We start from the raw sequence: 14,434 nt of genomic DNA on the forward strand, positions 1-14,434 counted from the left end.
CCGCTCAATTGGCCGGCATCGGCTGCATCTGATACTGCGCCGGCGGGGTCGCACCGAGCAGGTACTGCACGAAGTAATCCCAGCGACGGCGGGTGACGTACGGGGTGAGATCGCCGTAGCCGTGCTTGGCGTTGGGCAGCATCAGCATGTCGAAGTTCTTGTTGGCCTTGATCAAGGCATCGGCCACCAACAAGGTGAGGTACGGCGGCACGTTGTCGTCCAGCGTACCGTGCACCAGCATCAGCCGGCCCTTGAGCTTGCTGGCGTGATTGGCGTTGGCCTGGTCGTCGTAATTGGAGGTACCGTCGGTGTTGACGATGTGCTCGCCGTGATACTTCTCGGCCCAATCGTCTTCGTAGCCGCGATTGTCGTGGTTGCCGCTTTCCGACCAGGCCACCTTGAAGAAATCCGGATAACGCAGCATCGCGCCGGTCGAGGCGTTGCCGCCGCCGGAATGGCCCCAGATGCCGACGCGATCCAGATCGATCCAGGCATAACGTTGACCCAGCTCCTTCAAGCCGGCGACCTGATCGGGCAAGGTGTTGTCGCCCATGTCGGCGTACCAGGTGTCGTGGAAGGTCTTGGAGCGCCACGGCGTGCCCATGCCATCGATGGCAATGACGATAAAGCCCAGTTCGGCCAGCGACTGGTTGTCGCCATGGCCGGCGAGGAAACTACGCCCGCGTACGGAGCCGGTCTGCGGGCCCGGGTAGACGTAATCGATGACCGGATACTTGCGGGTCGGGTCGAAATTGGCGGGCTTGAACATCAAACCGTACAACGTGGTCTTGCCATCGCGTGCCTTCACCGTGATGGGCTCGGGCGGCACCCAGCCCGCGGCTTTGAGACGGGTGATATCGGCTGTCGCAAGGGTGCTGACGGTGCGGCCGTCGCCGGCTTCGCGCAGCAACGTGACCGGCGGCGTGACCGAGGTGGAATAGGTGTCGACAAAACGTGCACCGTCGGGCGACAGCGCGATGCTGTGATTGGCCGGTTCCGGCGTGAGCAACACCGGATCGCCGCCATCCAGGCTGACTTTCCACAGCTGCTGGTAGTACGGGTCCACGCCTGCGCTGCGGCCGACGCCGACAAACCATGCGGTGCGCGTGACCGGGTCCACGCGCAGCAATTCGGTGACGTTGCCTTCGCCGGTGGTGATGGCGCGCTTGGGTTTGCCGGTGGCCAGATCGTAGAGATACAGCTGGCCCCAGTCGCTGCGTTCGGAGAACCACACCGCCTCGTTGCTGGCCGGCAGATACGCCCAGTTGGCGGCGACCTGGCCGCTTTCGTAATAGGTCTTGACGGTGTCGTCGAAGGCGGTGCGCACCGCGCCGGTGCTGGCATCGGCGATACGCAACCAGGTCTGCTTGTGGAAGCGCGAGGTGGAGGCGAATGCCAGCGTCTTGCTGTCCGGTGCCCACTTCACATCGTCCCACAGGCCAGGCGAGCAACTCACGTCGTCGCAGAGCGTGGAGCGATGTTGATCCGGCGGTGTTTTCAGGCGCAGCACGCTGCGGGTGGGCACGTCGATGATGACGCGCTCGATCATGGTCACGTCCTTGTCGCCGGCCAGCGGATATTTCCACGCCTGCAGTTCCGGATGTCCCAGCTTGGTGCTGACCAGGTACATGTCGCCGGTCTTGCGCTGGTCCTGCTGGAAGGTGGCGATCTTGCGGGAGTCCGGCGACCACGCCAAGATGGCATTGTCGGTGTGCTGCCAGCCGGCGTTATCGGTGGCGTAACCGAAGTTTTCCACGCCATCGCGGGTGAGCTGGGTTTCCTGGCCGCTGGCAAGATCGCGTATCCACAGGTTCCAGTCGCGTATGAAGGCTTCGCTGCGCTTGTCCGGCGACAGCACGCCCGGTTCCGGTTTGTCCTTGGCGTACAGCTTGCTGCAACGCGCACGCGCATCGCAGACCACGGCGGTGTCGCGCACGTTGAGGCGGTAGCGACCATCGGCGGTGACCTTGACCACCGGTGCGAAGGTGTTGGCCTTGAGCGGCTTGTCGCCGGTCTTCAATAGCTTGTTGAGCGAAGCAACCAGCGCAGCCTGTTTGAAGAGCGGTGCGGTCTTGCCGGTGCTGGTGTCCAGCTGCAGCAGCCGGTTGCCCTTGGCATCGTGATCGACATACGCCACGTGCGTGGCATCCAGCCAGTCGATGCGGGTGAGGGCGTGGTCCACCAGTGGCTGTGCGGCATAGCTGATCAGCCGTTCGGCGCGCGCGTAGTCGGCCTCGGTGACGGCAGGGGCTTGCGCGCCGGCAAGTGCCGGCAGAGCGGCCAGGGCGACGGCAAGGCACAGGTGCCGCAGCGGCAACGGGGTGGTGGGCATGAAGATTCTCCGGGATGAAAGGAGCGCGCAATGCGGTCGGCGCGACCGTCCGATGCTACCCGCCACGTGGGCTGGGCGCCTCTGCCAGAAGTCGTGCCCGCGTGGTGGCGTCCGTTGCGAGCCGCACCCGGCTCGCAACGGACGCCGCGTGGCCGAGAAAGCGGGCCGGCAATCGAGCGGTTGCCCAGCGGATCACCCAGGCCCTGCACCACCGCTGCGTGGCGGCGCGGGGTCGATCTCCATCGCCATCGCCATCGTGGGCGAAGACACCCACGGCCCGCACGTGCGCCGCTGCGCGATCAGCCACCGACGACGTGCCCTTGCGCGATGAACTACGCTTCTCCCGTGCCCCAGCATGGCCATGCGGCACGATATGGGGTGTTGCACGCACGCAATGTTGACTGGAGGCCGTCTGATGTCCTGGTTTCGCCGCTTGGCACTGTCCCGCTTCCTCAAGGCGCATCCGCCAGGCAGGACGCAGCCTGCCGCCATGGATCTGATTGCCGCATATGCGCCAGTGCTGCCTGCCAGTCTGCTCGAGCTATGGCGTAAAAAAGGGCTGGGGCATTATGGACGCATGCAATTGGCGCTGATCGACCCCCGGCACTGGCAGCCGGTGCTGGATCGCTGGATCGTCTCGCCACCTGACGCAGTACAGCGTATTCCGATCGCGCTCACGCCCTTCGGCGCACTGCTGTACTACCGCAAGCTCACTGCCACCGACGAAGACGTGGTCTATGTGGATCCGGTCTCCAAAGCCACCGGCGATCTGAGCTGGAACCTCGAGGACTTCTTCAACCAGTCCCTCTGCGATGCGGCGTTCTGCGATTCCCTGATTCCATCGGCCCGGCTTGCCGCCGCGCGCAAGGAGTGCGGCCCACTCGCTGCGGGCGAGGTCTACCAGATCGACCAACTGCTGCTCTCGATGCAGATGCTGCGGGTCGACAAGGTCGATGCGTTGGCGCTGCACACCCGGCTGCGCGACGCTGTCGATGCCCCCGCACCCGTGGCCGACGCGCCCGCGACCGTTGCCGATGCATTGCCTGCAGAGCAGCGCCCTGTGTTCGAGGGCATCTTCCAGCACCCACAGGCGAGCGGCGACCTGCACGGCCTGTACCTGTCGTCCTATATCGATTGGCATCGCATGCTGTCACTGGAACCCGACGGGCAATATCGCCTGCTGTTCTGGAAGATCGATCATCGCAGCCATGCCCGTACCGATGTGCGTGCGTATTCGGGGCGCTTTGAGGTGACGCAGACCGAAATGGGCGATCGCTACCTCACCCTGGACATCCGCTTGCGCCGCGATTCGAGCGGTAGCGATGCCAACGATGCACAACTGCTGGTCATGCGCTCGGGTACGGAGATGTTCCTGCTGCGTACCGACGAACTGGCAGACATGGCAACGGCCATGGAGGGCTCGAAAACACTCGGACGCAGCGAGTACTACTTCCGCAAGGTGGGGTTGACCGATGCGTTCGTCCCGGAGCCATCCGGCGGGCGCGCCGCGCCACCGCTTGCCGATCTTCCACACGTGTTGCAGCAACAGGTGAATGCCGAGGCGATCATCGCCACCATCACCCATGTAGACGAGATCGACCCGGACGCTGAAGACGACGGCGCCGGCACCGTCATGTGCACGCTGGATCGCGGCCAGGACGATGGCCTGCGCATGAACATGCCGCTACGCTCGCCACCAGGCACAGGGCGTGCCCTGGTTGGCTGGGTATGGGAGATGGACCCTGCCGCGTGTCGGGCCGGCATCAGGTATCAACGCGGCAGCGATGGCAAGGTGGAAGACGGCCCGGTTGTCGGCGATGTGTTGACCAATCGCCTGAGCACCGAATGAGGCGACAGAGCGTAGCGCCGGCAGCGCGGCGGCCCGCTCGTCTACTTGCTCATGCAGCGCTTCCAGCGTTCGTTCACCCGCTGCGCAAACCAGGCGGTGGTGAGCGTGCGGGTGATCTTTGGGCTTTCCAGGGTGATGCCGGGCAACACGGCACGCGGCAGCGGCTTGCCGGCGCTGCGCTCTGCCAACGCGAACACCTGGCGATACAGGTCGGAGTCGGCGAAATCTGCGGTGTTGCCGGCCTCCAGTGCGCGGCGGAGCTGGCGGTCGCTCATCGCCAACTGGCTGACCAGGCTGCGTGCGGCGCGCTCGGTGCTGCCGGGCGCATCCAGGCTGGCGCCCGGCGTGAGCAGGTCGCCGTCCAGGGCTAGCGCGATGCCGCTGGCCCTGCTCAGCGCGGCCTGGAAGGCGGCATTGCGGCTGGCGTACCAGCCGGCGTTGAAATCGGCGAAGCGGTACAGCAGCGCGTCGTAGTTGGCGGGATAGCCCAGCAGATGCTGGGTACCGAACCACAGCCCGCCACGGCGGCTGAAGACTTCGTGGCGGATCGAATCGCCGGGCGGGTAGGGGTAGCGCTGCGCATGCTGCTCGGCGAAGGCGATGCTCACCTGCATCGGCCCGGCGGTGTGCACCGGGTTGAACCCGTCGAACAGCCGCGCGCCCAGCGGCACGCTGCCGGTGAAGTCTTCGAAGATGCGGCTCAGTTCCTGTTCGGTGCGCGCGGCAGCGATGCGCGTGGCATAGCTGCGCCCATCCGGCGAACTCAGACGCAGGGCGGCATCGACCATGAAGCCTGGAATGTGATGCGCGCTGGCGCGGCGGTCGATCTCGGCACGCGAGATGTTGCCCAGGTTGGGCACGACCGGATTGGCCTGGTAAGTCGATTCCTGCTCGGTCACCGCCAGCACTGCGCAGATGTGCTCGGCGCTGGTGTCCAACCCCTGCGAGGACAGCGCCACATACACATCGCTGGCCCAGCCGGCGCGGTCGGGCAATGTTGCCGGCAGGCGCTGCGCGATATCGGCCTTGACCGCATCGGGCGAGCGTTGCGGGGCACGCGGGGCCTGTGTGGCGCAGGCCGACAGCAAGGCGATGGCGAGCAGGGTGAGCGCGCGGGGCAGGTGTGAGATCACGGCGTCTCCGGAAGATCGAGGGGCGGCAGCTGCCGTGCGGCAGTTTACGCGGCCGCGCCGGGGGAGCTTCACCCACCGGCGCGTGGGGTTGCCGTCTCGTCGCATCGCGATGGCAGGCGATCGAGCAGATGGGGTGGACTGCGTGTCGCCGTGCCTCAGGCGCATCGCGCGATAGCCAGGCGACGTGCGGGTCTGGCTGCCGTCTGCGCGCCCATGCGATGTGCTGCGCTCTCCCGTCATCCGGATTCAAGAGTGGCCCGCCTGGGCCGATAACGAACGCGACCGCTTGCGCGTCGATCACGTGCGCTGTCGTGTGCGTTGGTCATCATGACAGCCGCATCACCTCGGGAAATGGGCGTTTGGCCTGAAATTCCGCTGGATTCCATCGCCATCCAACCGTGGGAGTGCTTGAAATGCCGCAGCAACCAGCAAGCCGCCACGTATGCGCAGATGGTATCGGCTTGGCGTGCGCACGTTGCGGCCCGTCCTCGACGTGATGACGCGATGAGCATGTGCGTGGTCCGGTGGCGACATGGGCTCGCCGCGTTTGCCTTGCTGCTGGGCAGTGGCATGGCGTCGGCGCAGCCTCAGCCGTGGAAGACGATCGAAGCGGCGACCATCGACGACCCGGTGGTCGCCTTGCAGATCGCACAGGGCGCACTGCAGCGGGCTAGCGGCGACCACGACGTGGAGGCCGAGTTCTGGGCCTTGCTGGCGCAGGCGCGCGTGCTTATTTCGCTGGAAGACAGCGAACGCCGCCAGGTGGCGCTGACGCAGGCGCGCGGAAAGCTCGACCAGCTGCACGGCAGCACCTCGCAGGCGCAGCTGTGGCTGGATATCGTGCAGGCGCTCAGCGACGTGCGCGAAAACCCCAATCGCGTCATGGTGGCGCGGCTGGAAGCGCTGCGCCAACGGGCCAGCGCGCTGGGCCGCAACGATCTGCTGTGCGAAGTCGAGGCGGTCGACATGTGGAGCATGCTCGCCTCCGGCAGCAGCGATGAATCCTGGAGTGCGGCGCAGGCCAGCTATCAATGTGCGGCGCGCGAAAAACTCCTGGGGCTGGAGCTGGATGCGTTGACGCAACTGGGCGCATTGGCCAGCCGCGTCGGTGGTCGGCCCGCCGAAGACAGCGAAACCGAAGACTATCTGCAGCGTGCGCTTTCACGCCTGCACGACCAGCCGGCGCGCTTCCAGCGCAGTCTGATCGAATACGAGTTCGGCACTGCCTTGGCAACCAGGCAACCCGAAGCGGCGCTGCTGCATTTCAGGCGCGCCTTGGCGCTCAGCCGCGAACTGCGCGACCAGGCCGGCGTGGCTGCGGCGCTGACCAGCGCCAGCGAAGCCCTGATCGAAACCGGCGATGCCGCTTCTGCATTGACGATGGCGCGCGAAGCCCTGCCGTTGATGCAGCAGCAAGGCAATATCGGGCGCGTTGCGGCGTGTCATGCCGTCTTGCTGCAGGCCTTGATCGCGTTGAAGGCTGAGGGCCTGGACGCCGAAATCGTCGCCGCCAAGGCCGCGGACGATCCCAACCTGACCTTGAACCGTCGTGCGCAACTGGTGGACGCGATCGCCCAGGCGCTGGCATTCCGCGGCCGCCATGCAGAGGCCTACCAGGAACTGCAACGCGCCAACGCGCTGCGCGCGCAGAGCCTGGACCGCCAGCGCGATACGGTGATGTTGCGGTTGCAGGCGCGCTACGAAGACGCACGTCGCGGTGCCGAAACGGCCGAGCTGCGCCGCCGCAGCGAGACCGCGCAGCTGGCACTGCAGGCGCGCGAAGCGGGCCAGCGGACGCTGTGGATCGCGTTGTGCGCGGCCTGCCTGTTGCTGCTCGGTGCACTGGTGGTGCTGGCCTTCGGCGCACGGCACCGCCGCCAGTTGTCGCGGCTGGCGATGCGCGATGAACTCACCGGCCTGCCCAACCGGCGCGCCATTCGCACCGAGGCGCAGCAGCAGATCGAGCAGGCCTTGCGCTCGCACACGCCGGGCATGCTGGCATTGATCGATCTGGATCACTTCAAGCAGATCAATGACGTGTATGGGCACGCCACCGGCGATGCGGTGCTCAAGGCACTGGCCAATGCGTCCCGGCTCGCCTTGCGCGCGCAGGATCGCCTGGGCCGCCTGGGCGGCGAAGAATTCCTGCTGGTGCTGCCGGGCTGTGGCGAAGAGGAGATTCCCGCGGTGTTTACGCGCCTGCGCAGCGCGGTGGCAGCGATCGACATCGCCGGCCTGCCGCCCGACCAACCGGTGCGCTTTTGCATGGGCGCGGTGCGCATCGTCGCCGACACCGGGCTGGATGTGTTGCTGAGCCAGGCCGATCTTGCGCTGTACGCCGCCAAGACCGCTGGGCGCGATCAATGGGCGGTGTGCTGATCCTGGTGCACGCACCCGCGCTGCGACATCGAGGCGATGCTGCGGCACAATCTGCCGGCCGATGGCGACCGCTGGTTGCCGTGAACCGATCGAACGACCCAGGACCGCATGCGCACCGATAGCCGCCTTTCCCGCATGTTGCACGTGTTGCTCCACATGGCCAGAAGCCCGCAGCCGATGACCTCCGAGCAGATCGCCAGCATGCTGTCGACCAATGCGGTGGTGGTGCGCCGGACCATGGCCGGGCTGCGCAGTGCCGGCTATGTGCAATCCAGCCGCGGGCACAACGGCGGTTGGCAGATCGGCTGCGATCTTGCGCAGGTGACGCTGCTGGATGTGCATCGCGCGGTTGGCGGCCCGCACCTGTTCGCGATCGGTGCCGATCACCCGAATCCGCAATGTGGGGTGGAGCGTGTGGTCAATGCGGCAATCGCCGATGCGCTGGCCCACGCCGAAGCGCTGCTGTTGCAGCGCCTGGGCACGGTGACGCTTGCCGCACTGGCGAGCGAGTTCGATGCCTTGTGCAGCGCGAGGGCGCCATCTGGCGGCAACGCGACGGGCAAGCGCACGCGGCAGCGCTGAATCGGGTCACTGGATGCGCGGCGCGATACCCGTGGTGTCTGTCGTCGTCGATTAATGTAACATCGAAAGATGCATTAATCGGTGTCGGCACCCAGGAGCGACCATGCAGCACGAGGTGATCATCATTGGCGGCAGTTATGCAGGGCTGTCAGCCGCCTTGCAGTTGGCGCGGGCGCGACGCCGCGTCTTGCTGGTGGACAGCGGCCGGCGGCGCAATCGTTTTGCCGAAACCTCGCATGGCTTGCTGGGCCGCGATGGCGCATCGCCCGCGCGCATCGCCGATGAGGCGCGTGCGCAGGTGCTGTCGTATGCCAGCGTGCAGTGGGCTGACGGCGAGGTGGTCCAGGTCCGCGGGCAGGCGGATGCGTTCGAGGTCGTCTTTGCCGATGGCAGCGTGCATGCCACCCGCCGGCTGATTCTGGCCATGGGGGTGGTCGATCGTCTCCCTGCGCTGGCCGGTCTGGCCGAACGTTGGGGCAGGCAGGTGTTCGTGTGTCCGTATTGCCATGGCTACGAACTGCAGCAGGGGCGCATCGGTGTGATCGCGACCTCTGCGCTTGCTGCGCATCAAGCCGCCATGCTGCCGGATTGGGGCCCTACTTGGCTGTTCTTGAACGACACGCTGGTGCCGGACGAATCCCAGCGGGCGCAACTGGAGACGCGCGCGGTGCATGTGGTGACCGGCGCAGTGGCGGCGCTGCAAGGCGAGGGCGATGCGCTGGAGCTGGTGCTGCACGACGGCCAGAGGTTCGCGTTGGACGGGGTGTTCATCACCACCCAGACCGAGATCAGCCCGTTGGTGAGGCAGCTTGGATGTGCCACCAGCGAGGGGCCTTTCGGTCGCCTTCTCGCTGTGGACGCCATGCAGGCAACGACGGCGCCGGGCGTATTTGCCTGTGGCGATATCGCAAACCCGGCCGCATCGGTGGTGTTGGCGGCAGCCGGCGGCGCGATGGCCGGCGTCGCAACGCATCGCAGCCTGATCTTCGGCCTGGGTAGCTGACGATTGCGCCGGTAGCGAACGCGCGTGCACGCCAGTGGTGTGCGGGCTGCGACTCAGCGCTGCATTCCCGACTGGCGCAGGTCCTGCATTGGAATCCTGTGCCTGGCGAAAATAGCAGTGCAAGAGCGCCGCAGCCGGTGACGAATGACGGCCAAGCCCACCTGACGACTTCGCATTGGTTGGTCGCTCTGAGTGGGGGCGCGTAAACTTCGCTGCCATGTGGATAGAAATTCAGGCTTGAAAACACCTCGTCCATCACCGCTGCCGGCCTCTGAACGCAAGAGTTCACGCCTGATCGACTGGCTCGTGCGCGGCGTGGTTGGTATCGCGGTGATCGCATGTTGCGGACGTCTGTGGCGATTGTTCGAGGCAATCCTCGAAGGGCGCTATGTCAGCGTTATTCGTGGCCGGCCGGCACGGATCTTTCTGGTCGACAGCGACCCGCATCGCTTCTGGATTGCTGTTGGCTGGGATGCGCTGCTGAGCTGCGTACCGTTGCTGATCGTCGGCGGGTTTGCATATGCAAGTTGGCGCGCGCGCAGTCACGTGCGGTGATGGCACGGTTGGCGGCGATTGCAGTCTTCGTGCTGCATGACCCGGCGTGTGCGTGGCCGCCGATCATGCGACGTCGCTGCCATCCGACACCCAGCGGTTAAGGCGCGGCGGCAGGCAATCGTCTGCAGCGTGCAAATGCTGGTACGCGGCGCAAACGGCGTGTCGGGCAAACAGCGCTGACCAAAAGCAGGCCGGATTCGCATCGCCCCGCGGCGCTCGCGCAACCATCAATGCGCTTTTTGCTTGCGCGCAGGTCGCCGCGCACCGTGCCTGGGCCAGGTGTCGTAGCTGTAGACGAACTGCTTCTGGTCGGCGCCGGCGGTCGGGTCGCAATGCCAGGAACCGGCGACACCGCTGGGTTCCAGCACGCCGCCGATCTCGCGTACCGCCTGCGCTTCGAAGGCGCAGATGGGCCCGTAGACGGCCACATCCCAGTCTGGTCGCGACGTTGGATGCGCGTGCTGTACCAGCACGACGTCGCTGCCATGGAAGCGATGGACCTGCGCGGCATGTTGGCGATCGGTGCTGAAGTAGCAAGGTGCGCCGATGCTCAGTACCACGACGTCGCCGTCGCGCGACACCGCGCACTTGCCCTGGTGCTCGCCCAGGCGGATCACACGCCCGCCCACCGTTGCGGTGGTCACCGGATAGCGCGTGGTCACTTCCGACATCGGCTGTGATGCTGCGCTTGCCGATGCCGTCTGCGCGTGTGTTGGTGTCGCAGTGACCGGCAATAGCCAGGCCAGCAGGGCAATGATCAAATGGGCGCGCATGCAACGTCCGTGTCGAGGGCGCGGCAGTATCGCAGATCCCGCCGGCGGCACGCTGCAACCGCCGCGGTAACCGTCATGCCGGCCTCGCGTGATCATGCAGTGCGCATGCGTGCCGCGAGTGCACGCTGTCTTGCATTCGCCACGCGATGATCGCGCGGGCCGTATCGCCAGCGTCAATGGCGTGGAGGCACCACTCAGCGCCGTGCAGGCAAGCTCGCCAGCACGCCATCCAGGGCAAGTTGCGTGGTGAAGCCGGCCTTGGCCAGGCGCTTGCTCACTTCGTTGGGCACATCGCGCCCACTGGTGAGCTTGTTCGGCGCGCCGGTGTAATGAAACAGCCGCCCGCCTCGGCGCAACACGCGTGCCAGCTGACCGTAGAAAACCTGCGAATACAGCTCGCCCGCAATGCCGAAGCGGGGCGGGTCATGCAGGATGGCATCGACCGAATCGTCGGCCAGCGTGGCGATGTGCTGCGCGCTATCGGCATGGGTCAGCTGCAGGCGCCCGCCGGCAGCGGCGCCCTCCGGATCCGGCGACCACGGGTTGAGCGTGCGCAGCCACAGCACGTCGGCATTCTTTTCGAACGAGAGCAGCTGCGCGACCCCGGCCTCCAGGCAGCAGGCGGCGAAGTAGCCCAGGCCGCCGCAGGTGTCCAGCACGATCTTGCCGCGCGGATCCACCAACGCCACCTTGCGCCGCGCATCCTCAAACGGGGACAGCTGCGCGGACGGCAGCATCTTGATGCCATCGATCTCGAACGTGGGCGCGCCCCATTCGGTAGGCACCAGCTTGATCAATGCGCCGCTGTAGCGCGAGATCGGCGCGAAATCCTCGCCATCCCAGAAGTACAGCGTGCGCTCCTTGAGTTTGCCCGGATACGGGTAGCCCTGGCCGCGCCATTGCCAGGTCTGTGCATCGAGCTGGGCGGTATCGGTACTGCGGCCCAGGTCGAGCGAGCCGGTCCAGTGAGTCAGACCACTGCCGCGCGCGGCAAGCAGGGCTTGGGCATCGGCGAGAACGAGTAGGGGGCCGGAGTAGTGGGGCACGGCTGACAGCTCTGTGTGCGGCATGCGGCACGTGCCGCACCGCTGCAAGGAAGGGAGCGGCATCGTAACCGACCTGTTGCGGCCAGGCATCTGCTGCCGGGCCGCCACCATGCGCTCGCCACCGAGGTCGACTGCCCGCGCCGTTTCGCTGACACACGCTGCAACGCATACTGCATGCAGTCCGTATCGACACCTCGTCGGATCGGCGTCAACCGTGGAGTGTGGGCAATGCTGAAAGGTGTGTTGTTGGGGTTCGCCTGCTATGCGGCCTATTCGATCAGCGATGCGTTCGTGAAGCTGCTCGAGGGCACGCTGCCGGTCTATGAAGTGCTGTTTCTCGGCGCGCTGCTGATGTTGCTGGCGGTGCCGTTCCTGAAAAAGCCAAACGACCAGTTGCGCGAGCTGGTGATGGCCAAGCAGCCGGCACTGTGGCTGCTGCGTGCGCTCACCGGCGCCATCGGCAACCTCACCTCGGTGATCGCCTTCACCACCTTGCCAATGGCCGAAGCATTCGCGCTGATCTTCCTGATGCCGATCTTCGTCACCGTGCTGTCGGTGATCTTCCTCAAGGAAGAAGTGCATTGGCGGCGATGGTCGGCGGTGATCGTCGGGTTCATCGGCGTGTTGATCGTGCTGCGCCCGGGATTTCGCCATCTCACCCATGGGCATGTGGCGGCCATCGTGTGTGGCCTGGTCGGCGCCATCTCGGTGATCGCCTTGCGCATGGCCGGCCATAGCGAGAAGCGATTGACCTTGTACGGCGCTGGCGTGATTGGCCCGTTGGTGATGGGCGGGATCATGATGTTGCCGAGCTTCGTCTGGCCCACGCTGTCCCAGTGGGGCTTGTTGGCCGGCTACGGCTTGCTCGCCGGGCTGGCTGCCATCTGCATGATGTACGCCACGCGCATGGCCCCGGTCAGCCTTGTCGCACCGACCCAATACAGCCAGATGCTATGGGCCATCGCCTTCGGCTACCTGCTGTTTCACGATCATCTGGACTGGCCGATGGCCGTGGGCATCGCGCTGATCCTGGGCGCCGGTCTGTTCACCCTGGTGCGCGAGGAACAGGTGTCGCGTTGGTGGCGGCGAACCAAGATTGTTTGACGGCGGGGATTGGGGAGTCGGGATTGGGGATTTGTAACAGCGTTAGTCGACTTGACGTGCAGCTTTGCTGCTTTTCGAATCCCTAATCCCGGCTCATTCAGCGCGGCTGCCGCCAGCCTTCAACGATGCGTTGATAGTCGCCGCTGGCCTTGCTCAGGTGCAGCCATTGGTCCACATAGGCTTTCCAGGCGTGGTCGTCGCGCGGGAGAAGGAAGGCTTTTTCGCTGTATTGCAGCGGTTGCTCCGGTGCGATGGCGCACAGGCCTGGCAGCCTTGCCTGCTGATACAGCGCTTCGGAGGCGTCGGTGATCATGACGTCTGCGCGATGCGCCAGCAGTTCCTGAAAGATGGTGGTGTTGTCGGCGAACAGCCGCAACGTGGCCTGCGGTAACTGGCGGTGCGCGAAAGCCTCGTTGGTGCCGCCCGGTGGTTCGATGAGGCGCACCTCCGGCCGGTTGAGCTGTTCCAGACTGCGGTAGCGCGCCTGGTCGGCGCAGCGCACCAGTGGAATCTTGCCGTCCACATCCAGTACCGCGCTAAAGCTGGCCTGGCGTTGCCGCTGCAAGGTGACGGAGATCCCGCCGACCGCGATATCGCAGCGGTCGGCCAGCAAGTCCGGCATCAGTTGCGGCCAGCTGGTGCGCACCAGGCGCACGCGTGCGTCCAGGCTGGCGGCCAGCGACTGCACCAGGTCGATGTCGCTGCCTTCGAACTGCCCGTCGCCGCGCAGCAACGAATAGGGACGGTAGTCGCCGGTGGTGCATACGCGCAGCACCCCCGATTGCAGCACCGCATCCAGGCGCGACGCCGGTGTGGCGGCGTGCGCCGTGCCGCAGCTCAACAACAATGCAAGGCAGATGCGATGGCGCATGGCATGGTCTCGGCGAGGTCTGGGCATGATAGCGGTGGCTGCGGCGGCCTGCGCTGCAAGGCGTCGCATGCGCGCCAGGTCAGGCTTGCTTACCGGCTTGGACGTGGCCGTCTGCGGTTGTGGATGCGCGACCGCGCAAGAGGGCCTTGTGCGCCGTGCGATGTCGAGTGTGATCATTCGCGCCATGTCGGCTGCGCCACGTCAACAGCATGTCACGCAAGCTCATTGCAGGCTCACGGCGGAGTAGCGCGATGCAGCCTAGCGTTAACGCTCCTGTCGAATTCCATCGGAGCTGCTCATGCATCTGAATCCACGCACCGCGCGCACCATGACCAACGCCGACGCCGCTGTTCTGGCACATGGCACGCCCGATCCCGATACCAACGAAGAAGACACGCCGCTGGAAGAACAGCCGCCGCAACGCGGTGGCCTGAACGATGAGGTCGGCGATCCGGAGCAGGAGGACGACGGAGCGCTGCCGGGGCGGGTAGGCGGCGGCCTTACGGGTGGTTGAGTACTGACGGTGCGACTGCGCTGGTATGAGCTCTACCTGCCGTCACCGTGACAGCACGTCGCATGCCGGTCCCACTTGTCGGCGCGTGTCTTTCAAGACACGGGCGTCCACGCCTATACCGCGTTTTGTTCTCTTGATAGTAGCGCCAACGAAGAGTAGGTCAGTGTCGCGTTTGGCCCTGCTTCCTGTTGGCCATTTTTCGCCTGGCGTCGTGTCTCTGCGTGCTCGTCCTCCGTCTTGTGCGCTCGACGTTGCTTGTCACGCGTGCGGTCGGGAAAGCGGGCGGGAGCATG

The 14,434-nt window shown here is 65.7% G+C and carries 12 protein-coding genes; 7 read left to right on the forward strand and 5 right to left on the reverse strand.

Annotated elements, in window-relative coordinates:
* Window positions 1-4: 4 nt before the first annotated feature.
* Window positions 5-2,332 carry a S9 family peptidase gene (locus tag J7396_RS14465; protein ID WP_209261643.1) on the reverse strand — a complete coding sequence of 776 codons (2,328 nt, stop codon included), beginning with the start codon at window positions 2,330-2,332 and terminating at the stop codon, window positions 5-7.
* A gap of 415 nt (window positions 2,333-2,747) precedes the next feature.
* On the opposite strand from J7396_RS14465, the gene J7396_RS14470 reads away from it, so the two are divergent.
* Window positions 2,748-4,181, forward strand: coding sequence for a GAD-like domain-containing protein (locus tag J7396_RS14470; protein WP_031420902.1), 1,434 nt, complete (start codon window positions 2,748-2,750; stop codon window positions 4,179-4,181).
* Between the two features lie 41 nt (window positions 4,182-4,222).
* On the opposite strand, the gene J7396_RS14475 is transcribed toward J7396_RS14470, so the two are convergent.
* The gene (locus tag J7396_RS14475) at window positions 4,223-5,314 is read right to left on the reverse strand and encodes a DUF1615 domain-containing protein (protein ID WP_209261644.1); all 1,092 of its coding nucleotides are present in this window, start codon (window positions 5,312-5,314) and stop codon (window positions 4,223-4,225) included.
* Window positions 5,315-5,818: 504 nt separating this feature from the next.
* Here J7396_RS14475 and J7396_RS14480 point away from each other — a divergent pair.
* The 4 genes from J7396_RS14480 to J7396_RS14495 all read left to right on the forward strand — a co-directional run bounded on the left by J7396_RS14480 (window position 5,819) and on the right by J7396_RS14495 (window position 9,833).
* Window positions 5,819-7,693: a GGDEF domain-containing protein gene (locus tag J7396_RS14480; RefSeq protein ID WP_209261645.1), complete on the forward strand. Its 1,875-nt coding sequence runs from the start codon at window positions 5,819-5,821 to the stop codon at window positions 7,691-7,693.
* Between the two features lie 108 nt (window positions 7,694-7,801).
* Complete coding sequence (locus J7396_RS14485) at window positions 7,802-8,275, forward strand: Rrf2 family transcriptional regulator (protein WP_008577562.1); 474 nt, start codon at window positions 7,802-7,804, stop codon at window positions 8,273-8,275.
* 103 nt (window positions 8,276-8,378) lie between these two features.
* On the forward strand, window positions 8,379-9,278 hold the full coding sequence (locus tag J7396_RS14490) for an NAD(P)/FAD-dependent oxidoreductase (RefSeq protein WP_029818568.1): 900 nt from the start codon (window positions 8,379-8,381) through the stop codon (window positions 9,276-9,278).
* A gap of 360 nt (window positions 9,279-9,638) precedes the next feature.
* Window positions 9,639-9,833 carry a hypothetical protein gene (locus J7396_RS14495; RefSeq protein ID WP_057681184.1) on the forward strand — a complete coding sequence of 65 codons (195 nt, stop codon included), beginning with the start codon at window positions 9,639-9,641 and terminating at the stop codon, window positions 9,831-9,833.
* Window positions 9,834-10,060: 227 nt separating this feature from the next.
* Here J7396_RS14495 and J7396_RS14500 read toward each other — a convergent pair whose 3' ends face one another.
* Together J7396_RS14500 and J7396_RS14505 are read right to left on the reverse strand one after the other, a co-directional pair.
* Window positions 10,061-10,606: a hypothetical protein gene (locus J7396_RS14500; protein ID WP_209261646.1), complete on the reverse strand. Its 546-nt coding sequence runs from the start codon at window positions 10,604-10,606 to the stop codon at window positions 10,061-10,063.
* Window positions 10,607-10,800: 194 nt separating this feature from the next.
* The gene (locus tag J7396_RS14505) at window positions 10,801-11,715 is read right to left on the reverse strand and encodes an SAM-dependent methyltransferase (protein ID WP_209261647.1); all 915 of its coding nucleotides are present in this window, start codon (window positions 11,713-11,715) and stop codon (window positions 10,801-10,803) included.
* 165 nt (window positions 11,716-11,880) lie between these two features.
* On the opposite strand from J7396_RS14505, the gene J7396_RS14510 reads away from it, so the two are divergent.
* Window positions 11,881-12,756, forward strand: a complete 876-nt coding sequence (locus J7396_RS14510; protein WP_008577555.1) for a DMT family transporter — start codon at window positions 11,881-11,883, stop codon at window positions 12,754-12,756.
* Between the two features lie 97 nt (window positions 12,757-12,853).
* Here the strand turns inward: J7396_RS14510 and J7396_RS14515 are convergent, their stop codons facing one another.
* On the reverse strand, window positions 12,854-13,627 hold the full coding sequence (locus J7396_RS14515) for a transporter substrate-binding domain-containing protein (protein ID WP_014089280.1): 774 nt from the start codon (window positions 13,625-13,627) through the stop codon (window positions 12,854-12,856).
* A gap of 298 nt (window positions 13,628-13,925) precedes the next feature.
* Here J7396_RS14515 and J7396_RS14520 point away from each other — a divergent pair, with 298 nt between their 5' ends.
* Window positions 13,926-14,141: a hypothetical protein gene (locus tag J7396_RS14520; RefSeq protein WP_029818572.1), complete on the forward strand. Its 216-nt coding sequence runs from the start codon at window positions 13,926-13,928 to the stop codon at window positions 14,139-14,141.
* Window positions 14,142-14,434: the final 293 nt, after the last annotated feature.

It is taken from the genome of Xanthomonas sp. A1809, from assembly GCF_017746015.1.
In the GTDB taxonomy this organism is placed as follows: Bacteria; Pseudomonadota; Gammaproteobacteria; order Xanthomonadales; family Xanthomonadaceae; genus Xanthomonas; species Xanthomonas euvesicatoria.